The following is a 20,719-nucleotide window of genomic DNA, read 5'->3' on the forward strand; positions in this document are numbered from 1 at the left end:
TTGGAGGCCTCGCCCGGAATCGAACCGGGGTGCAAGGATTTGCAGTCCTCTGCGTAACCACTCCGCCACGAGGCCTCGTTGCTCCCGGCGTTCCACCCGGTTCCAATAGGTTGCGGCGAAAATGCCGTCAAGCGGCCACCGCGCATTCGGCGCGGTTTCCCTCTGCATCAATCCAACCTCCGCATGCGGCGTCGCGGACCACTGCGCCCACGACACACATTAGCATCTCGTTATGTATAGCAGGCGATGACGAGAAACTCCAAGCCCCGGCCGCGGTAGAGGAATGAGGAGGACGCCTATGCTATGCGACCGGCAAGCCTGGACACGGCGACGGATGCCTGGGGCGGCTTGCCGCGACCGGGATGCGAGGAATTGCTGCGTCACGCCATCGACTGTACCGCGATAGAAGTGACCAGCCGGCGTTCGCCACGCGACCGCGCGCCTCGCTTCCGCCGCCGCCGTTCTCAAGGAGATTCGCTGGGATCTGGAAAGAAGCGCGGGCCGTAGAACCGAATCGCGAAAATCTGCAGCCCGGCATAACGCGGACAAGCGCGGCGCGGTCAAAGGCGCGCCTGCCGTTCAATCCGGCCGGCGCCGCCGCTCCCACCAGACGACGAAACGGCGACGATGGCGGCGCACCATGGCGAATTCATAGGAGAGCACCAGCAATCCGAGCGGCACCATCCAGAAGCCCAGGATAGGCAAAAAACCGAGAATGCCGCCGATGGTCAAAAGGAAACCGATCGTGATTCTGAGGCCGCGCGAACGCGGCATGGTGAACTCGCGCCCGAAAACCGAGATCTTTCGCGCCGGTAACCGGTTTTCGTCTGCTGCCGTCATCGCCAATGGCTGCCCTCTGGTGATTCGAGAATGCCTGTTTACGAAAGCCGCGACCGCCATTTCGGTTCCGCGCCGGTCGCCAGACGGCTAATATGAGAGCGAACACCGCCGATTGCGAGAAAGCGCCGCGTGAAAAAGTGTCGTAAAAATACGAAATGCTTCTTTGCAAAGCCGAAAAGGGTTTGCTATAGGCTGCGCCACTTGCTGAAGAGCCTCTGTTCCCCGGTAGCTCAGTGGTAGAGCAACCGGCTGTTAACCGGTTGGTCGCTGGTTCGAATCCGGCCCGGGGAGCCAACATTTCTAAGCATTTGAGAGTTTCGGCGCAACAGGCGCGGCTGCCGGCCGCTGTTTTCCGGCGGCTTGGCTCGCTGCATCGTGACAGCGCGACCATTGCGGAACTGCATCGCATGATGCGACTTTGCTGACCGGATGTGCCGCGAGGATGCCGCCATGTCGATATGCAAGATCGTGCTCTGCGCGGCAGCGATGACGATTGCCGCTACAAGTTTCGCCAGCGCTCGGCCGGACACGCGCAAAATGACTTGCGCACAAACCCAGGCGCTCATCCAGAGCCAGCATGCAACGGTGCTGACCACCGGGCCAAACACCTACGATCGCTATGTCCGCCAATTCGGCAATGAGTGCGACGCTCCTTACGTGCCGATGGTTGCCTATGTTCCGACGGGTGACGGTCAATGCATGGTCTATCGATGCGATGAGCCCTCGCCCATGGTTCCGAACTGATCGGCGGATTGCCCGCGGGTGGCCCGTACAGAATGTCCGCCGGTCGTTTAGGGGCCTCTCTGGATACAGGGCAATATCGAACGACCTTGAGGCTGGCCACAGCGCTGGCAGGGGTGCGGGAGACGTAAATCTCAGCCGGCATCGCGTTCATTCCGGAGAATGGCGGTGCAGGGATGAGGCTGCGCGAGGATCGACCGTCAAGCGCTTCCCATAGGGGCCTGCTTGCGCGCGCGCTCAAGTTGCGCGAATATGCAACCGGGGATTGGGGAGGCTCCGAAGATGGCGATCTATCTTGTCGAAGAAATGGACATGAACAAAGTCCTGGCCGTGCATCAGGCGCGTGCCATCAGTCCATTGAAGGCCGCGTCCAAGGCCGTCGGCCGTGACGTGACCTTGCGAACCTGGAAGAGAAAATGGGTTCGTGTCACAGACGAAAATCGTGGAAGAGTTTTTGCTTTCAGCTTCGCCGACAAGATGGGGCTGGGCATGGAGAATGACCCTAAACAGCCGGGCGGCCCTTCCATCGATAAGTAGCGCGCAGTCCATGGAGATATCGCGGGAGCAATGTGCCGCCGCAAGCAGCGTAGAATATCGCACTCAAGAGCCGATCCTACATCATCTGAATGGACGTTGAACGCGCGTGCCGCACGGTCGACCGAGCATGCGCAGGTGGTCGCCGCTGCAATGGCCGGCTGTCCCTTCATGTAAACGGCTGTGAAAACCTCTGTGATGGAGAGTTTCTAAGGTGGAGGCCTTACCGATGTCCAGGAATTCCGCCCCTTGCCTGCGTCCCGGAGAAGGCCAGATGCAGCTACATTACCCAAGACGTCTACCGTGCACGAGGCAGAAGCCCGACTTTGACCAGTTGCCATGGGAAACTGAGAGGAAGCCCGCCGGGCGAAGACCCAACACCTCAAGCCCGGCGAGCCTACAACCTGATCGGAAGTGCGCGATCAGGACCGGGGTCAACCGGCAGCGACTTCGGTGCAAGATGGATGCCTGTGTCTTTGTATCGAAATGAAACAGATATTGATTGGAAAACGCCTCCACGGTGTTCTTATGCGGGATTGCTAATATTACGCTTCGACTCAGCCGGCAGGCCCTGGCCGGTCAGGCCCGGCGGCCCGTGCTAATTTACCCCAACAGGCTGTCGGGCCGCTATCGGCATACGACTATTCGAAATGGCCCGCCGCGCGGTGTGCGCAACGGGCCAATGCGCCAGACTAAAAACGTGTAGAGGGGGGACACTCCTCAACTGGCGCTCCGTAGCGCAATTTCGCACTACACGTATCAGTCTATGCGGGCGGCGCATTGCCCTCATCCGTCGATTGGATGACGCGCGCCAATATAGATTAGTTAACACTAATGTTGCCGGTGACTCACACCACCGGTGCAGCTCGGCAGCCTCCGCCACACACCCAACCTGACGTCGGTTGCCGAGCTGGCCTTTCAACGTCAGCGCCAGCCCGCGATCGCGCCGCCGCCACCTGCGGTCAAAATTCGGCGACGGGCTGGAAGCCGAGACTAAACCGTCAGCGATTGGTGCTTCCAACGGTTGGCGCCTCGGCAATTGCAACGCCATCGGGTCTGGGTTGAGCGGCCTTCGCGTTCGCCCTCAAATGACGAAATTGGGAAAGGGCGAGCAACAGGAGATTGATCAGCAGTCCGTCGTAGATGCTTGTGCGACGCGCTTGCGCGCAAGTGCCCACCGCGCGATGGTGGCGCGGCTTCGGGAGGAATCATGCGGAAAATCTTGATACCGGCACTACTGGTCGCGGCCGCGCTTTATGCAACCGGCGCCGTTGCGCTGGACAGCGGCGGAACCCCGGTGGTTGTCACTCCGCTTGCATCACGCACGGCAACCGCTTCCGGCCAGCCGATCACGCTTCCGCAGAAGAATGTCCAGGTGCTGGTGTCGACCTACGACATCGCGCCGGGGGCGACCCTGCCGGTGCACCGGCACCCCTTCCCCCGCTACGCCTATGTCGAGGCCGGCACTTTGAAGGTCACCAATGTCGAGACCGGCAACAGCAACACCTACAAGACAGGCGATTTCATCATCGAAATGATCGGTCAGTGGCATCAGGCCACCAATATCGGCGACGGCCCGGTCAAGCTCCTGGTGATCGATCAGGTCGAGGAAGGGGCCAAGAATACGGAATTGCGTCAGTAGCTACCAAGCCATGCCCGGAAAGCGGGACGGCAAGCGCCAGACGCTTCCCGTGTCCTCATGGGCAAAACTGTCAAGAAGGGAAATGTCATCTGGTCCAAATGGCGGCGCACTGCTCACGCTTTCGCGCCGCGCGCCCGAGTGCTAGGGCTTTCCACACCATCATGGACCGGATCGCCCCTTGACCGCAGAAACTCGCCCGCCGCTGATCGAAATCTGTGTCGAAGGCATTGATGGCCTGCTCGCCGCGCAAGCTGCCGACGCCGACCGGGTCGAGTTGTGCGCCAGCCTTGTCGAAGGCGGCATCACGCCGAGCTTCGGCACGGTGCGCGCCGCGCTGGACCAGGCAACCGTCCCGTTCCACGTCATGGTGCGGCCGCGCGGTGGCGATTTTCTCTACAGCGAGACCGAGTACCGCTCGATGCTCGCCGATGTCGCGGCACTGCGTGATCTCGGTGTGCCCGGCGTGGTGTTCGGCTGCTTGAACGCCGACGGCACCGTCGACGAGAGGCGCATGGGCGAACTGACAGAGGCCGCAGGCTCCCTGAACGTCACCTGCCATCGTGCCTTCGACATGACGCGCGATCCCATCGAGGCGCTGGAAGCGCTGATCCGCTGCAAGATCGGTCGCGTGCTGACCAGTGGCCAGCGCGACACCGCGATCGAAGGCTTGCCGTTACTGGCCGATCTGGTGCGGCAGGCCGGCGACCGTATCATCATCCTGGGCTGCGGCGGGCTCGATCTCGGCAATATCGCCGAGGTGCGCGCGAAGACAGGGCTGGCCGAAATGCATTTCGCGGCCCTCAAGGACGTGCCGAGCGCCATGCGCTACCGCAATCCGAAGGTCGGCATGGGCGGCTCCGACCTCGACCGCGAATATCGCAACACACTGACCGATACACCGCTGGTGGCGGCAACGATCGCGGCGGCCAAAGCATGACCTCTCCGATAGACCGCATAGCGCAGGACGACGAAGCGGCCATACTGGCGCTCAACAACGAGCATGCCGCCGAATTGTCATGGCTCGAGGCCGAGCGGCTGTCGTTCCTGCTCGGTGAGGCTTTCTACGCGCGCCGCATCGGCGATCTCGAAGCCTTCATCATGACCTTCGACCAGGAAGCGAACTACGACAGCCCGAACTTCGTCTGGTTCCGCGAACGCTACGAACGCTTCATCTATGTCGATCGCGTCGTCGTGGCGGTGCATGCAAGGGGCCGCGGCCATGCACGTCGGCTTTATCAGGACCTGTTCGATCATGCACGGCGCGCCGGCCACACGCTGGTCACCTGCGAGGTCAACACCGACCCGCCCAACCCCACCTCGGATGCGTTTCACGCCGCCCTTGGCTTTGCCGAGGTGGGCGACGCGGTGATCCATGGCGGCAAGAAAGCGGTACGCTACTACGTGAAGCCGATCGTCGCCTGACCTGATGGCGCTGGCCACATAAAGAAGCCACACCTAATATAAGGTTCCCAACGGAGGAACCGCGATGCCAAGCAACGTCTTCCGCTTCGACGAAAACTGGCACATTCCCGAAGGCACGCCGCAGGAGGTCTGGGAGGTGCTATCGGATGCTGAATTGCTGCCGCTCTGGTGGGGAGATGTCTACAAGGAGGTGGTGCCGCTCGACAAGAAGGGCAAGGCGACCATCGGTTCGCGTGCAAGGGCAAGGGCGCGCGGCGCCCTGCCCAAGAATTGAACTTCATCATCGAGGCCGCGGAACTTGAACCCGCCCTGCTGGTCGTGGTGAAAACCCTTGGCGATTTCGACGGGCTGTGGCGCGCGGAACTGTCGCCATCAGACACCGGCACACATGTCCGGTTGACCTGGCAAGTCACGGTCGAGAGGCCGATCCTCAAATTCCTCGCCCCGTTGCTGCGACCGGCGTTCGCCTGGAATCATCGCTGGACCACGCCGCGCGGCGAAGCGGGTCTGCGGCGCTATCTGCTCGAGAAGAAGAGAGGTCGATCCGTTTAGTTTTACCATGAAAGTCGGCCGGCCGTCTGGACAACCCTGCAGGTCGGCCAACCCAATCTGCTGCAGCTGCTCCATTCACCAGTTGCGGTTGAGCCATTCGCGTGCCGGGCGCTCGATGACGTAATAGCTGCAGAGTGCGCAGGCAAAAACGCCGGCCAGCATCGGCCACGGGTTGCTGCCTTGCTCATAAACGAATTTGTAGAATGGCTGCTGCCACAGATAGAGCGAATAAGACCACAGGCCGAGCATCGTCATTGGCAGGGCCGAGAGCAATCCGCAGAGGTAGCCAGTGCTGAAATCGAGCGCATTGACGGCCAGGGCCAGGAGCGGCACCGCCAGGAGATAGTGGATCGGCGTTGGCACTGCGTCCATGAACAGCAAGACCGCGGTCGCAGCCGCCAACGGAGCGACATAAGGCCCCTTCAACACCGCCGGCAGCCTGCCGTCGGCCTTGAGCAGGCAGATCGAGGCTGACAGCAGGATCGATGCGATGTGCACATCGGTTCGCCAGTAAGTGGCCTCGTAGTCCAGCTTGAACGCCCAGTACGAGACCGCGCCATTCGCCATGGCGAGCAGGGCCAGCCCCAGCAGCAGCGGGATGACGCGATCGCGGCTGACAACGGTCGCGCTGATCAGGGCCAGGATCACATAGGCGTGCTCCTCCACGCAGAGGGACCAGATATGGTCCAGCGCCCCCGCGCGGGTGACGAGAATTCCGGCGTAGTTGTAGGTGAAGGTCAGCGCCGTCAGCGCCGCCTTCCATTTGAAGGCGACGAATGTGCCGGAGAGCGCGACCATGGCAGCGACGACGAAGACCAGAAGCGCCGGATAGATGCGCGAGAAACGGCGTTTGAAGAATTTCTTCAGCGGGTAGCGTTCGATGAACAGGATCTCGGCCATCAGCCTACCGCTGAGGACGAAAAAGAATTCGACGCCCAGCACGCCGAGATTGATCCCTGGAACCGGGAAAAAATGCCCGATCAGCACCAGGGCGATCGACAGGCCGCGCCAGCCATCGAGATAGGCCAGTCTTGCTCTGGCCGATCTGTCGACGACGGATCGGGACGGAACCATATGGGTCGCGGAAATTTCGGACATGCCGATCCCTTCGCATTGGCATGCGAAAGGGCACGGCGATACGCATTCCGAACCCGGCTCGCATTCCCGCCCAACCCATACTGCAGTGCAATATAAGTTTGTGCAAGTGCGAGATTGCCGCCGACGCAGGTCCGAGGCAGGCACGGGTCGGAATTGCTTCAGGCAAAAGGATAGTGCGCTGCAGCCATTCCATCGGGAACTGGGGCAGCTACAGGCCGCCGCATACGCGAAAAAGGGGCCTGCGACGGCCCCCTTGCCTTGTCTGCAACCGCCAAGCAATGCCAGGAAAAGTGTGAAGCGGTTTTCCGTCAGGAATTGCGTCAAACCACGGGATAGAGCGGTTCGGCGTTTTCGTGGAAACGATGAGCCGCTCTAATGTCAGGCATTGGCCGCCGCCACCGCGCGCTTGGCCATGACCGTGATCAGATTGGCGCGGTAGTCGGCGGAAGCGTGCATGTCGCTCATCAGGTTCTTGGCCGGCACCTTGACGCCGTTGAGCGCAGCGGCGTCGAAATTCTTCGCCAGTGCTGCTTCGATCTCCTTCGAGCGGAAGACGCCGTCATCGCCGGCGCCGGTGACGGCGACGCTGACGCCGTCCTTGCCCTTGGCCACGAACACGCCGACGATCGCGTAGCGCGAGGCGGGGTTGCGAAACTTTTCATAGGCAGCTTTCGCAGGCGCCGTGAAGGAGACCGCCGTGATGATCTCGCCATCCTTCAAGGCCGTCTCGAACAGCCCCTTGAAGAACTTGTCGGCTGATATCTCGCGCTTGTTGGTGATGATGGTAGCGCCCAGCGCCAGCAGCGCCGCCGGATAGTCGGCCGCCGGATCGTTGTTGGCGATCGAGCCGCCGATCGTGCCCTTGTAGCGTACCGCCGGGTCGCCGATCAGCGACGCCAGATTGGCAAGCGCCGGACAGGCCTTCCGCAGCTTCTCGTCGTTGGAGACGTCATAGTGCGTCGTGGCGGCGCCAATGGTGATCGTCTTGCCCGATACCTTGACGCCTTGCAGTTCCTTGATGCGCGACAGATCGACGAGATCGGAGGGCGCCGCGAGCCGCGTCTTCATGGCAGCGATCAAAGTCATGCCGCCCGATAGCAGCTTGGCATCGCCGCTCTTGACCAGCTTCGCGGCATCGGCGACCGAGGCGGCACGGTGATAGTTGACCGAGTACATGGTTGTTCCTCCTCAGTGCTTCGTCGCGGCGCGGATCGCGGCCCACACGGTGGACGGCGAAGCCGGCATGGCGATGTCGGTGATGCCGATGGCATCGGTAATGGCATTGATGACCGCCGGCGGCGAGCCGATGGCGCCCGCCTCGCCGCAGCCCTTGATGCCGAGCGGATTGCCGGGACATGGGGTATTCGACGTCGAGACCTTGAACGACGGCAGGTCGCCGGCACGCGGCATGGTATAATCCATGTAGCTCGCCGTCAGCAGCTGTCCGCTGGCGTCGTAATGGGCGCCTTCCAGCAGCGCCTGGCCGATGCCCTGGGCGATGCCGCCATGCACCTGGCCTTCGACGATCATCGGATTGATGATGTTGCCGAAATCGTCGGCGGCCACGAACTGGACGATCTCGGTTGTCCCGGTCTCCGGATCGATCTCGACCTCGCAGATGTAGCAGCCCGCCGGAAAAGTGAAGTTCGACGGATCGTAGAACGCCGTCTCCTTCAGCCCCGGTTCCATGCCGGCCGGCAGATTATGGGCGGTATAGGCGGCAAGCGCCATCTGGAACCAAGGCACGTTCTTGTCGGTGCCGGCGACCTTCAGTGCGCCGTTCTCGATGACGATGTCGCCCTCGTCGGCCTCGAGCAGGTGGGCGGCGATCTTCTTGGCCTTGGCCTCGACCTTGTCGAGCGCCTTGACGATCGCCGACATGCCGACCGCGCCCGAACGCGAACCGTAGGTGCCCATGCCCATCTGCACCTTGTCGGTGTCGCCGTGGACGATCGAGACGCTGTCGATCGGCACCCCAAGGCGCTGGTTGACGAGTTGTGCGAACGTTGTCTCATGGCCTTGGCCGTGGCTGTGCGAACCGGTCAGCACCTCGATGGTGCCGACCGCGTTGACGCGCACCTCGGCCGATTCCCACAGGCCGACGCCGGCGCCGAGCGAGCCGACCGCGGCCGACGGCGCGATACCGCAGGCCTCGATGTAACAGCTCATGCCGATACCGCGCAGCAGCCCTCTCTTGGCCGCGTCGGCTTTCCGTGTGGCAAAGCCGGCATAGTCGGCGGTCTTCATCGCCGCGTCGAGCGATGCGCCATAGTCGCCGGCGTCATAATTCATGATCACCGGCGTCTGGTGCGGGAAGGAGGTGACGAAGTTCTGCCGCCGCAGTTCGGCGGGGGAGACGCCGAGCTCGCGCGCGGCGGCTTCCATCGTGCGTTCCAGCACATAGGTCGCCTCCGGCCGCCCCGCCCCGCGATAGGCGTCGACGGGAGCCGTGTTGGTATAGACGGTGCGCACATTGGCGTGAATGGCCGGGATGTCGTACTGGCCCGACAGCAGCGTGGCGTAGAGATAGGTCGGCACGCAGGACGAGAACAGCGACATGTAGGCGCCGAGATTGGCGATCGTGTCGACCTTCAGGCCGGTGATCCTGTTGTCCTTGTCGAAGGCCATTTCCACAGTCGAGACATGGTCCCGCCCATGCGCGTCGGACAGGAAGCTCTCGGTGCGGTCGGCGACCCATTTCACCGGCACGCCGGTTTTCTTGGAAGCCCACAGGCAGACGATCTCTTCCGGGTAGATGTAGATCTTGGAGCCGAACCCGCCGCCAACGTCCGGTGCGATCACGCGCAGCTTGTTTTCCGGCGCGATGTTGTAGAACGCGCTCATCACCAGTCGCGCGACATGCGGGTTCTGCGATGTCGTCCAGCAGGTGTAGTGGTCCTCGGCCTTGTCGTAGTGGCCGAGCGCCGCGCGCGGCTCCATGGCGTTCGGCACCAGCCGGTTGTTGACGATCTTCATGCGGGTGACATGGGCGGCCGCCTTGACCGCCGCATCGGTCGCCTTGCCGTCGCCGATCTCCCAGTCGAAGATCAGATTGTTCTCGGCCTCGGCATGGATTTGCGGCGCGCCCTTTTCGAGTGCCTTGGTCGCATCGACGACAGCCTTCAATTCCTTGTAGGTGATTTCGACGGCCTCGGCCGCGTCGCGCGCCTGGCCTTTGGTTTCCGCCACCACCACCACGACCGCATCGCCGACATAACGGACCTTGTCGACGGCCAGCGGCGACCATGCGCCCATCTTCATCGGCGTGCCGTCCTTGGAATGGATCATCCAGCCGCAGATCAGATTGCCGATGCCGTCAGCCTTGAGCTCCTTGCCGGTCAGGACGCCGATGACGCCCGGCATGCCTTGTGCTTTCTTGACGTCGATCTTCTTGATCTGTGCATGCGCGTGCGGGCTGCGCACGAAGGCCGCATGCTTCATGCCGGGAACCACCATGTCGTCGACATAGCGGCCGGCGCCGGTGATGAACCTTTTGTCTTCCTTGCGCGCCACGCGAGCGCCAACACCTTCGATGCCCATTGCAGAAATCCTCCCGAAAAAGTAGGGGAATAGGGCAGTAGGGAAGTAAGGCAGTAGGAAAAATCGGCTCCCAATTCCTACTGCCTTACTGCCCTACTCCCTTAATGCCCTAAGTCTCACGCAGCTTGTTTCGCTTTGCCCTTGGCGGCGCCCTTCGACATCGTCTTCGATGCGGCCAGGATCGCCTTCACGATGTTGTGGTAGCCGGTGCAGCGGCAGATGTTGCCTTCGAGCTCGGCTCGCACCGTCGCCTCGTCGAGGCCCTCTGGGTGGCGGTTGATCATGTCGGTTGCCGCCATGATCATGCCTGGCGTGCAGAATCCGCATTGCAGGCCGTGATATTCCTTGAACGCGGCCTGGACAGGATGCAGGTCGGCGCCGTTGGCGAGACCTTCGACAGTGATAACGGTCGACCCTGAAGCCTGAACGGCAAGTATGGTACAGGACTTCACGGCCTTCCCGTCGACATGGACGACGCAAGCGCCGCATTGCGAGGTATCGCAACCCACATGCGTGCCGGTCAGGCCAAGATTCTCCCGCAGGAAGTGAACCAGCAGCGTTCGGTCCTCGGCAACGCCACTGACCCGCCTGCCGTTGACCATCAACGAAACGTCCGACATGAATCCTCCCTGGATATCAACCTTGGTCATCACGCTGCCGACGCGCCGCTGGCACTCGGCCATGCGCATTCGTACACCGCATAACCGGCAAAAAACAGCGCGACGGAAAAGTCGGATCATTGTACTTTCGGTCATGGCCAAGGCCAAAGGTGCGCGCCCCTCGCCCCCATTGCCAAACCGCCGATTGGAAGCAACAATGCCTTCGACGCTGCGCGCCAGAAGCTTGTAACAGCCGCGCATAAAACAGCGTTGGAGGAAATGCGGGAGAACGCCGCTGGCCAGTTCACGGACGCGCTACGCATGCGGCTTGTCGGCGCTGACCACGGACGAGCCGGATCCGGATGCCTTCGCACGCGCGGTGGCCGCAGAGGCCGCCGCGATCGACGCCGGCTTTGCCCTCCTGTTCTTTTCCCAGAGTCTCGTCGAAGCCGGCGCTCTGTCACGGGCGCTTTCGGTCCATGCACCGGGGCTCCATCATGCCGGCTGTTCCACTGCCGGCGAGATCACGCCGCAGGGGCTCGAGGAAGGCCACATGCTGGCGATGCTGCTTCCTTCGGCCTCGTTCACCGCGGTCAGCGCCATGGTCGACAACCTGTCCTCTTCGGGCATGGACAGCATCACCGGCGAGGTCGAGGCGCTTCGGCGCACGCTGCGCGGCCGGGTCGGCGGCGAGAGGACGGGGAATACCTTCGCCCTCTGCTTCATCGACGGGCTGTCCTATGCCGAGGAAGCGGTCAGCTCCGCCATCCACTGGGGCCTTGACGACATCCCGCTGCTCGGCGGCTCGGCCGGCGACGATCTGAAATTCGAAACGACGCGCCTGATCTCCGATGGCAAGGTCACCTCCGACAGCGCGATCATTGTGCTGATCGCCACGGAAATTCCGTTTCATGTCTTCAAGACCGACAATTTCGTTCCAACCGACGAGAAGCTGGTGGTGACGGCGTCCGATGCCGATCACCGTATCGTGCGGCAGTTCAACGCCACCAACGCGGCCGAGGAATATGCCGCTTCCGTCGGCATCATCCCGCAGACCCTGACGCCGCTGAGCTTCGCTTCGCATCCAGTGGTGGTGAAGGTGGGCGGCGAATATTACTGCCGTTCGATCCAGAGGATGCACGCCGATGGCTCGCTGTCGTTCTTCTGCGCCATCGACGACGGTATCGTGCTGTCGATCGCGCAGCCCAAGGACATGGTGGAATCGACGCGCGCGGCGTTGCGCGAGGTCGAGGAGAGGCTGGGCGGCATCGACTTGATCCTCGGCTTCGACTGCGTGCTGCGCCGCCTCGACGCGCGCAACCGGCAGGTCTTTCGCGACATTTCGGAGCTCTACCGGGTCAACAATGTCATCGGCTTCGGCACCTATGGCGAGCAGTACCGGTCAATGCACCTCAACCAGACTTTCACCGGCATAGCGTTCGGTGACCGCCAAGCGGCTGAATAGGGCGGCGGAAGAAGATGCCGCTCAGGGACATAACCGATCTCGAAAAATTGAAGAAGATCAACGCCGCCCTGGTCAGCCGCGTCGAGCGGTCGATGGACCAGCAGGGCAATGCATTCTCGCTGTTCCAGACGGCGATCTCGCTGGAAAACCGGGTGCGTACGCGCACCGAGGAGTTGCACTCGACGCTGCGGCGGCTTGAGCAGTCGAACATCGACCTCAGCGCCGCCAAGGAGAACGCCGAGCTGGCGAACCTCTCCAAGACACGGTTCCTTGCAGCCGCGAGCCATGACGTGCTGCAGCCGCTGAACGCGGCTCACCTCTCCGTCTCGGCGCTCGCCGAGGTGCAGACCAGCGACGAGGGCAGGAAGCTGGTACGGCAGGTCGAGCGCTCGCTGGAAACGATGGAGGACCTGCTGCGCACCTTGCTCGACATTTCAAAGCTCGATGCCGGCGTGGTGCGGCCCGACATCGGCGACGTCAGCCTCGAGGCGCTGTTCTCGTCGCTGCGCTCGGATTTCCAGCCGGTCGCGGAAATGAAACGGCTGTCGCTGAAATTCCGCCCGGTCAATGCCGTGGTCCGCTCCGACCGGACGCTACTGCGCCGTATCCTGCAGAATATTCTGTCCAACGCGCTGGGCTACACACGTTCGGGGGGCGTCCTTGTCGGCACACGCCATCGCGGCGACACGATCCGCATCGATGTCGCCGATACAGGCTGCGGCATTCCCGAGGATCAGCGCGAGGCGGTGTTCGAGGAATTCCATCGCGGCACCTCGCAGGCCGGTGCCGAATTCGACGGCGGCGGGCTTGGGCTCGGCCTGGCCATCGTGCGCCGCATGGCCAGCGCGCTTGGCCACCCCGTGACATTTTCATCGAAGGTCGGACGCGGCACGATCTTCCATATCGATGTCCCCGTCGGCATCGGCGCGCGGGCCGACGCCATCGCCAGCGCCGCCGGCCTGGAGCGGCCTCGCGGCTACGGCCTGTTCGGGACCAAGGTGCTGCTGGTCGAAAACGACACCGAGGTGCTGGAGGCGATGACCTTCCTGCTCGAGCGCTGGCAATGCCTGGTGCGATCCGCGACCTCGACCGATGACGCGCTCGACCTGCTCGGCGACACCGACTGGGTTCCAGACATCATCATCGCCGACCAGCATCTCGACGACGGCGATCTCGGCACCGCCACAATATCGGAGGTCCGCGACTATCTCGGCCGCGCCGTGCCGGCGCTGATCATCACCGCCGACAGTTCCGAGGACGTTGCGAAGGCGGCCCGGGCCGGCGGCATCGAACTGATGCGCAAGCCGCTGAAGCCGGCACAACTCAGGGCGCTTCTGGCGCATCTGCTGGCTTAGCTCCCTACTCACCCTCGATGGGAGGATCGGCGCATAGCGCCGGGGGATGACGACATTGCGCCGCGTGGCACTCCCACCCTGCTCCGCTTCCCGGATCGACCCTCCCCATGAGCGGAAGGGTGAAGACTAAAACCCCGCCTGATCGCGAAACAACTCCGCATTGTCGAGCTTCGACACTTCGATCACCGCTTGCGTGCGGCTATAGACATTGAGCTTGCGCAATATCTCCGAGACGTGCGCCTTGACCGTGGTCTCGCCGACCTGCAGCTCGTAGGCGATCTGCTTGTTGAGCAGGCCCTGGCGCAGCATCTGCAGCACCCTCAACTGCTGCGGCGTCAGCGTCGACAGGCGCTGGACCATGTCGGCGCGGTTGCTGCTGTCGGCGTCCCGCGGCTGGCCCTCATAGGTTTCCGGCACATAGATCGCGCCGTCCATCACCGAGCGGATGGCATTGGCCAGGTCGCTCTTGCGCGCCGATTTCGGGATGAAGCCGGCGGCGCCGTAGGAGAGTGCCTCCGAAATGATCTTCGGCTCCTCATAGCCCGACACGATCACCACCGGCAGGCGCGGATGGCGGGTCCTGAGTTGCAACAGCCCGTCGAACCCGTGCACGTCGGGCATGCTGAGGTCGAGCAGCGCCAGGTCGAACGGCTTTGCGTCGGCCAGAAGATCGAGCGCTTCCGAGATCGAGCGCGCCTCCACCGTGTCGACCTCGGGATAAGCCATCTGCACGGCGCTGTGCAGCGCCTCGCGAAACAGCGGATGATCGTCGATGATCAGAAACCGGGCGCGATCAGTGGCTGACGTCATGGCGTTGGTTTCGAGCCCCGTTCAGTTTGCGGCATAAGGTAGCCCCGCGATCACGAGCGGATTATTGCCAAATAGTATACCGCCGCCATCTGGATTCCTTGTACGACCTTTTGCGAAGTGCTGCCGCGCCAAATGCGGCGCTTGCCCGGCTCTCGAAATCGGCCGAAGGTGCCGCCTTCCTACATCTATTTTAGAGTTCAACATGACCGCATTCGTCCTACCCGTGCCGCCAACGCCTTCTGTCGCCGTCAGTGGCTCAGCCCAGCGTTTTGCCGTGCGGCGCATCTTTTGCGTCGGCCGCAATTACGCCGCGCACGCCCGCGAGTTCGGCAATGACGAGCGCGACCCACCCTTCTTCTTCACCAAGCCCGGCGATGCGGTCGTCGATTCCGGCACCGAGATCCCTTACCCGCCGCTGACCGAAAACCTGCATTTCGAGATCGAATTGGTTGTCGCGATCGGTGTAGCCGGTTCTTGGATCGCCCGCGACAAGGCGCTGGACCATGTCTGGGGCTATGGCGTCGGCATCGACCTCACCCGCCGCGATCTGCAGGATGCCGCCAAGAAGGCAGCGCGGCCATGGGACTGGTCGAAGGCCTTCGACCGCTCCGCGCCCTGCGGCCCGCTGGTTCCGGCGCAGAAATCCGGACACCCGGCGAAGGGGCGTATCTGGCTCGCAGTCGACGGCGCGGTGAAACAGGATGCCGATCTGTCCGAACTGATCTGGCCGGTGGCCGACATCGTGTCGATCTGCAGCGAGGCAGTCGAACTGCAACCGGGCGACCTGATCTTCACAGGCACGCCAGCCGGTGTCGGCGCGGTCAAGCCGGGCGAGACGATGACCGGCGGCGTCGATGGCATTGGTACGATCGAGATCGCCATCGGCCAGCCCGGATCATGAGCGACATCGTCCTGCACAATTACTATCGCTCCTCCACCTCACACCGGGTGCGGATCGCGCTGGAGATGAAGGGGCTGAGCTATGACTACGTCCCGCATCACCTGCGCCACGGCGAGCATCTGGAGCCCGCCTATCTCGCGCTCAATCCGCAGGGGCTGGTCCCGACAATTGTATGGAACGACGGCATGATGCTGACGCAATCGCTGGCGATCATCGAATTCCTCGACGAGACGCAGCCCCATCCGCCATTGCTGCCGAAGGATCCGTCGGACCGGGCGCGTGTCAGGATGCTGGCGCAGATGATCGCCTGCGACATCCACCCGGTGAACAATCTGCGCGTGCTGACCTCGCTGCGCACCCTTTTCGGCGCTGGCGACCAGGACATCACCAACTGGTTCCGCCACTGGGTCAACGAAGGCTTCGGGCCGCTTGAAAAGATTCTGGCCTCCTCGCCGTGGACCGGAACATTCTGCCATGGCGAAGCGCCGGGGCTGGCCGACATCTGCCTCTCGGCACAGGTCACCAGCAATGCGCGCTTCGGTGTCGACCTGGCGCCCTACCCGACCATCGCGCGCATCAACGCCGCCTGCATGGCGCTGCCAGCCTTCCAGAAAGCTGCGCCGCAGAACCAGATCGATGCCGAATAGGCAAGCCTGCGGAATTGCTGCCGCTCTGGCGGAATCGATTTCCGCTTGACCGGTCAGGGAATCGTCTATCGTTTCCGGTAGCGTATGCCGTTTCAAGGGTGGAGTTACCTATGAAAGCCATCGTCTTCGAGAAATTCGGCGAAGCACCGACGATCCAGACCGTTCCCGATCCGAAGCCGACAACCGACGGCGTCGTCATCAAGGTCGAGGCGACCGGGCTCTGCCGCAGCGACTGGCATGGCTGGATGGGTCATGACGCCGATATCCGCCTGCCGCATGTACCGGGCCACGAATTGGCCGGGGTCGTGGTTGCCGCCGGCAAGCATGTCACCCGCTGGAAAGCGGGCGAACGCGTCACGGTGCCGTTCGCCGTCGGCTGCGGCCATTGCTTCGAATGCACGTCGGGCAATCACCAGGTCTGCGAGCACCAGTCCCAGCCCGGCTTCAATGCCTGGGGCTCCTTCGCCGAATATGTCGCCATCGAGCATGCCGACACCAATCTGGTGCGCCTGCCCGACGAGATGGAATTCGCCACCGCCGCCAGCCTCGGCTGCCGCTTCGTTACCTCGTTCCGCGCCATCGTCGATCAGGGCCGGGTGAAACCGGGCGAATGGGTAGCGGTGCACGGCTGCGGCGGCGTCGGCCTGTCGGCGATCATGATCGCCAGTTCGATGGGCGCCAATGTTATTGGCATCGATCTCTCGGACGATAAGCTGGACTTCGCCAGGAAGATCGGCGCGGTCGCCACTATCAACGCCTCGACGACGCCGAATGTGGTCAAAGCGGTCAAGCAGATCACCAATGGCGGCGCGCATATGTCGATGGACGCGCTCGGCCACCCCACGACATCGTTCAACTCGATCGCCAATCTGCGCCGGCGCGGCCGCCACGTGCAGGTCGGCCTGATGCTGGGCGAGCACGCCCACCCGCAAGTCCCGATGGACAAGGTAATCGCCTTCGAGCTCGAAATCCTCGGCAGCCACGGCATGCAGGCCTATCGCTACCCAGCACTGATGGAGATGATCCGCACCGGCAAGCTCAAGCCCGAACTTCTGGTCGGCAAGAAGATCAGCCTTGACGAAGCCCCGGCGGCGTTGATGGCGATGGGCGGCTTCGAGGGTATTGGGATTGGGGTGGTGACGAAGTTCTAGGTGCGGGAATCTCTTCCCGAACTACCGCGCGAATTTCTTCGCACCGACAACACAAAGAACCACGCCGAGCGTGACGACGATCATCAGCGGGCTGACCTTCTCGTGCAGCAGGGTCGCCGCCAGCGCAAGGCCGAAGAAAGGCTGCAGCAGCTGCAACTGGCCGACCGCCGCTATGCCGCCTTGCGCCAGGCCGCGATACCAGAACACGAAGCCGATCAGCATGCTGAACAGCGAGACATAGGCGAGACCAATCCAGGCATGGGAGCCGACATCGGCAAAGGACTGCGGCAGCGTCGCGAAAGTCAGCACCAGCATGATCGGCAGCGACAGCGTCAGCGCCCAGCAGATCACCTGCCAGCCGCCAAGCCGGCGCGACAACGCGGCCCCTTCGGCGTAGCCCAGCCCGCAGACGATGATGGCGGCGAGCATCAGACCATCGCCGACCGGTGAAGCGGTCACGCCCTGGACCAGGGCGAAACCCGCGACCAGCGCGCTGCCCAGACATGAAAACAGCCAGAAGCCCGGGTGGGGACGGTCGCCGCCGCGCAACACACCGAAGATCGCGGTCGCCAACGGCAGCAGGCCGACGAAGATGATGGAATGCGCGGAGGTGACGTGCTTCAGCGCCAGCGCGGTCAACAGGGGGAAACCGACCACCACCCCAAGCGCGACGATCACCAAAGACAGCAGATCCCCGCGCTCCGGACGTTTCTGCCGGAACAGAAGCAGCATCGCCAGGCCAAGCAATCCGGCAATCGCCGCCCGGGCAAATGTCAGGAATGTTGGATCGAAATCCGCGACCGCCACGCGCGTCGCCGGCAGCGAGCCGCTGAAGATCAGCACGCCGATAAGTCCATTCATCCAACCGCTCGCGGTCTTGTCCATTGCAGGCTCCTATTTCTTTTGCCTCTATCGGCCGGAAGTCCATGGTGCAGCCAGAGACAATGGGGTACAATTTCGCGAAACTGTAATGGTCAATCGGGCAGTACGGATGACGGATATCGCCTTCGAAACCAATGGCGCACAAACTCTGGTGGAGAGCGTCATGGCGACCATCCGTCAGCGGATTGCCGCGCGCAGTCTGACGCCGGGAGCCAGACTGCCCTCGATCCGGGCCTTCGCAAAGTCCATGCAGGTGTCAAAGTCCACCGTCGTCGAAGCCTATGAGCGGCTCGCCGCCGAGGGCGCGATCCGCTCCCGGCCGGGCTCCGGCTTCTACGCCGCCGGATCGCTGGCGCCGTTGTCGCTGGCCGAGATCGGTCCTCGGCTCGACCGTGCCGTCGATCCGCTCTGGGTGTCACGCCAGTCGCTGGATGCCAGCGGCGAGGCCCTGAAACCCGGCTGCGGCTGGCTGCCGGCCTCCTGGATGCCCCAGGCCGGCTTGCGCCGCGCCCTGCGCACGGTGGCGCGTGCCGAAGATATCGCGCTTGCCGATTACGGAACGCCGCTTGGCCTGCCGCAGCTGCGGCAGCTGCTGGCGCGCCGCATGGCCGGGTATGGCATCGAAGCCTCCCCCGAACAGATCATGCTGACGGAATCGGGCACGCAGGCCATCGATCTCCTGTGCCGGTTCCTGATCGAACCTGGCGACACGGTGCTGGTCGATGATCCCTGCTATTTCAATTTCCACGCCTTGCTGCGCGCCCATCGCGCCAAGGTCGTCAGCGTTCCCTATACGCCGTCAGGACCGGATATCGAGCTGTTTGCGCAGGCGTTGGCCGAACACCGGCCGCGCCTCTACATCACCAACTCCGCCATCCACAATCCGACCGGTGCGATCCTGTCGCCGGTCACCGCGCACCGTCTGTTGAAGCTCGCCGACCAGTCGGACCTGACCATTGTCGAGGATGACATTTTCGCCGATTTCGAACACACCCCTGCCCCGAGGCTGGCGGCGTTCGATGGTCTCAGCCGCGTCGTCCACATCGGCAGTTTCTCCAAGACGCTGTCGGCGTCGATCCGCTGCGGTTTCATCGCCGCGCCCCACAACTGGATCGAGGGCCTGACCGACCTCAAGATCGCGACGACTTTCGGCGGCGGACGGCTGGCGGCCGAACTGGTGCTGATGCTGCTGAAGGATGGCAGCTACCGCAAGCATATGGATTTGCTGCGCGCGAAGCTTGCGCGCGCCATGGTCGAGACCGGCGCCCGGCTGAAGGCAATCGGCATCACGCCCTGGATCGACCAGCCGGCCGGCCTGTTCCTGTGGTGCGGCCTGCCCGATGGCGTTGACGCAGCAGAAGTCGCACACCGCGCCCTGGCCGACAATGTCGTGCTGGCGCCAGGCAATTCGTTCAGCCTGTCGCAGACAGCGAGCCGTTTCCTGCGCTTCAACGTCGCCCAGTGCGGAGACGAGCGGATTTTCAAAGTGCTTGAAAGGGCGATGGCGCACTGACCTCGCTGCTTCGCTCAGCGGCCGGCGCAGACCTCCCGCACGCACTCACGCAACCAGCGTTGCGCCGGATCGGCATCCAGGCGCGGGTGCCAGAGCATGGAAATGGTGACTTCCACGGTGGCGACCGGCAGTGCAAAACTGTGCATCCCGGCCCGCGCGCCGGCAGTGTGCCGTTCGGGCACGCTGGCAATCAGGTCCGAGGCGCGTGCCAGGGCGAGTGCCGCCGAGAAACCCGAGACCATGCACACGACCGTCCGCTGCAGGCCAAGCGTGCCCAAGGCTTCGTCGATCGGCCCCTTCTCGCGGCCACGCCGGGAAACGCTGATGTGCCGGCCCGCCGCGTAGCGCTCGGGCGTCACCGTGCCCTCGCTCAAGGGATGGTCTGCTCGCACGGCACCGATGAAGCGGTCGCGAAACAGCGCCTGGATGCGCACTTCCGGTCCGGTTTCGCCGGCGACACCGATTTCCAGGTCGATCGCCGCGTCGCGCAGCGACATCGCATCCTTGTCGGACTTCGCAGCGAAACGCAGCCGCACCCCAGGCGCATCGGCCTCGACGCGGGCGACAAGGCGGCCCCCGAACTCCTCGACGAAACCCTCATTGGTACGCAGCGTGAAGACCCTGTCCAGGCGCGGGAGATCAAGCCGCTTGGCGGGACGCAGCAGCGCCTCCGCGTCCTGGACGGCCCGGCCGACCTGGTGCCGCAATTCCTCCGCGCGCGGTGTTGCCATCAGCCCGCGCCCGGCGCGAACCAGCAGAGGATCGTCCGTCGCCTCGCGCAGCCGCGCCAGCGTCCGGCTCATCGCCGAGGGGCTGAGGCGCAGACGGCGCGCGGCCCGGGCCACGCTGCCTTCCGCCAGCAAGGCGTCGAGTGCGAAGAGCAGATTGAGATCGGGCGACGTCATCAATGGCTCATAACATGATGTGGCGTCTCATGCACGAATATGATGCAAATGCTGCGCCTTCCGCCATATCAGCCACAAGACTAGATCTCCAACAGCTTCGGTTCGGAGCAAGCGCAAAGGAG

The 20,719-nt window shown here is 63.2% G+C and carries 21 protein-coding genes and 2 tRNA genes; 14 read left to right on the forward strand and 9 right to left on the reverse strand.

Annotated features, from left to right (window positions below; translation table 11 throughout):
* Position 1 precedes the first annotated feature (1 nt).
* Together FJ934_RS05180 and FJ934_RS05185 are read right to left on the reverse strand one after the other, a co-directional pair.
* Positions 2-75: transfer RNA gene (locus FJ934_RS05180), tRNA-Cys, on the reverse strand.
* 504 nt (positions 76-579) lie between these two features.
* Entirely contained in the window at positions 580-840 is a 261-nt protein-coding gene (locus FJ934_RS05185) for a hypothetical protein (protein WP_140607575.1), read from the reverse strand.
* 219 nt (positions 841-1,059) lie between these two features.
* On the opposite strand from FJ934_RS05185, the gene FJ934_RS05190 reads away from it, so the two are divergent.
* From FJ934_RS05190 to FJ934_RS28295, 8 genes are all read left to right on the forward strand, one after another.
* Positions 1,060-1,134, forward strand: a tRNA-Asn gene (locus FJ934_RS05190).
* 156 nt (positions 1,135-1,290) lie between these two features.
* Positions 1,291-1,584, forward strand: coding sequence for a hypothetical protein (locus FJ934_RS05195; protein ID WP_140607576.1), 294 nt, complete (start codon positions 1,291-1,293; stop codon positions 1,582-1,584).
* Positions 1,585-1,863: 279 nt separating this feature from the next.
* On the forward strand, positions 1,864-2,118 hold the full coding sequence (locus tag FJ934_RS05200) for a hypothetical protein (protein ID WP_181165525.1): 255 nt from the start codon (positions 1,864-1,866) through the stop codon (positions 2,116-2,118).
* Positions 2,119-3,325: 1,207 nt separating this feature from the next.
* On the forward strand, positions 3,326-3,757 hold the full coding sequence (locus FJ934_RS05205) for a cupin domain-containing protein (RefSeq protein ID WP_140607577.1): 432 nt from the start codon (positions 3,326-3,328) through the stop codon (positions 3,755-3,757).
* A 178-nt stretch (positions 3,758-3,935) separates the two neighbouring features.
* Complete coding sequence (locus tag FJ934_RS05210; RefSeq protein ID WP_140607578.1) at positions 3,936-4,694, forward strand: copper homeostasis protein CutC; 759 nt, start codon at positions 3,936-3,938, stop codon at positions 4,692-4,694.
* Positions 4,691-5,179 (forward strand): GNAT family N-acetyltransferase, encoded by a 489-nt coding sequence (locus FJ934_RS05215; protein ID WP_140607579.1) that lies wholly within the window; start codon positions 4,691-4,693, stop codon positions 5,177-5,179. The genes FJ934_RS05210 and FJ934_RS05215 overlap by 4 nt, the downstream gene beginning before the upstream one ends.
* A 64-nt stretch (positions 5,180-5,243) precedes the next feature.
* On the forward strand, positions 5,244-5,453 hold the full coding sequence (locus FJ934_RS28290) for a hypothetical protein (protein WP_246671435.1): 210 nt from the start codon (positions 5,244-5,246) through the stop codon (positions 5,451-5,453).
* On the forward strand, positions 5,450-5,731 hold the full coding sequence (locus FJ934_RS28295) for a hypothetical protein (RefSeq protein ID WP_246671436.1): 282 nt from the start codon (positions 5,450-5,452) through the stop codon (positions 5,729-5,731). The genes FJ934_RS28290 and FJ934_RS28295 overlap by 4 nt, the downstream gene beginning before the upstream one ends.
* 75 nt (positions 5,732-5,806) lie before the next feature.
* Here the strand turns inward: FJ934_RS28295 and FJ934_RS05225 are convergent, their stop codons facing one another.
* From FJ934_RS05225 to FJ934_RS05240, 4 genes are all read right to left on the reverse strand, one after another.
* Complete coding sequence (locus FJ934_RS05225; protein WP_140607580.1) at positions 5,807-6,829, reverse strand: acyltransferase; 1,023 nt, start codon at positions 6,827-6,829, stop codon at positions 5,807-5,809.
* Positions 6,830-7,207: 378 nt separating this feature from the next.
* Positions 7,208-8,005, reverse strand: coding sequence for a xanthine dehydrogenase family protein subunit M (locus FJ934_RS05230; RefSeq protein WP_140607581.1), 798 nt, complete (start codon positions 8,003-8,005; stop codon positions 7,208-7,210).
* A 12-nt stretch (positions 8,006-8,017) separates the two neighbouring features.
* A complete protein-coding gene (locus tag FJ934_RS05235) occupies positions 8,018-10,369 on the reverse strand; it encodes a xanthine dehydrogenase family protein molybdopterin-binding subunit (RefSeq protein WP_140607582.1) in 2,352 nt (783 codons plus the stop codon).
* A gap of 116 nt (positions 10,370-10,485) precedes the next feature.
* Complete coding sequence (locus FJ934_RS05240) at positions 10,486-10,989, reverse strand: (2Fe-2S)-binding protein (RefSeq protein WP_140607583.1); 504 nt, start codon at positions 10,987-10,989, stop codon at positions 10,486-10,488.
* 274 nt (positions 10,990-11,263) lie between these two features.
* On the opposite strand from FJ934_RS05240, the gene FJ934_RS05245 reads away from it, so the two are divergent.
* Positions 11,264-12,433 carry an FIST signal transduction protein gene (locus FJ934_RS05245; protein ID WP_246671437.1) on the forward strand — a complete coding sequence of 390 codons (1,170 nt, stop codon included), beginning with the start codon at positions 11,264-11,266 and terminating at the stop codon, positions 12,431-12,433.
* A 14-nt stretch (positions 12,434-12,447) separates the two neighbouring features.
* Entirely contained in the window at positions 12,448-13,788 is a 1,341-nt protein-coding gene (locus tag FJ934_RS05250) for a hybrid sensor histidine kinase/response regulator (protein ID WP_140607585.1), read from the forward strand.
* A gap of 126 nt (positions 13,789-13,914) precedes the next feature.
* On the opposite strand, the gene FJ934_RS05255 is transcribed toward FJ934_RS05250, so the two are convergent.
* Positions 13,915-14,598, reverse strand: a complete 684-nt coding sequence (locus FJ934_RS05255; RefSeq protein WP_140607586.1) for a response regulator transcription factor — start codon at positions 14,596-14,598, stop codon at positions 13,915-13,917.
* Positions 14,599-14,800: 202 nt separating this feature from the next.
* Here FJ934_RS05255 and FJ934_RS05260 point away from each other — a divergent pair, with 202 nt between their 5' ends.
* From FJ934_RS05260 to FJ934_RS05270, 3 genes are all read left to right on the forward strand, one after another.
* A complete protein-coding gene (locus FJ934_RS05260) occupies positions 14,801-15,499 on the forward strand; it encodes a fumarylacetoacetate hydrolase family protein (protein ID WP_140607587.1) in 699 nt (232 codons plus the stop codon).
* A complete protein-coding gene (maiA, locus tag FJ934_RS05265; RefSeq protein ID WP_140607588.1) occupies positions 15,496-16,146 on the forward strand; it encodes a maleylacetoacetate isomerase in 651 nt (216 codons plus the stop codon). Before FJ934_RS05260 ends, maiA begins: the two co-directional genes overlap by 4 nt.
* Before the next feature lie 110 nt (positions 16,147-16,256).
* Positions 16,257-17,297, forward strand: a complete 1,041-nt coding sequence (locus tag FJ934_RS05270; RefSeq protein ID WP_140607589.1) for a zinc-dependent alcohol dehydrogenase family protein — start codon at positions 16,257-16,259, stop codon at positions 17,295-17,297.
* A 21-nt stretch (positions 17,298-17,318) separates the two neighbouring features.
* Here the strand turns inward: FJ934_RS05270 and FJ934_RS05275 are convergent, their stop codons facing one another.
* Entirely contained in the window at positions 17,319-18,182 is an 864-nt protein-coding gene (locus FJ934_RS05275) for a DMT family transporter (RefSeq protein WP_140607590.1), read from the reverse strand.
* A 106-nt stretch (positions 18,183-18,288) separates the two neighbouring features.
* On the opposite strand from FJ934_RS05275, the gene FJ934_RS05280 reads away from it, so the two are divergent.
* The gene (locus tag FJ934_RS05280; protein ID WP_181165526.1) at positions 18,289-19,692 is read left to right on the forward strand and encodes a PLP-dependent aminotransferase family protein; all 1,404 of its coding nucleotides are present in this window, start codon (positions 18,289-18,291) and stop codon (positions 19,690-19,692) included.
* A gap of 14 nt (positions 19,693-19,706) precedes the next feature.
* Here the strand turns inward: FJ934_RS05280 and FJ934_RS05285 are convergent, their stop codons facing one another.
* Positions 19,707-20,597 carry a LysR family transcriptional regulator gene (locus FJ934_RS05285; protein WP_140607591.1) on the reverse strand — a complete coding sequence of 297 codons (891 nt, stop codon included), beginning with the start codon at positions 20,595-20,597 and terminating at the stop codon, positions 19,707-19,709.
* Positions 20,598-20,719: the final 122 nt, after the last annotated feature.

It is taken from the genome of Mesorhizobium sp. B2-4-12 (assembly GCF_006441575.1).
In the GTDB taxonomy this organism is placed as follows: Bacteria; Pseudomonadota; Alphaproteobacteria; order Rhizobiales; family Rhizobiaceae; genus Mesorhizobium.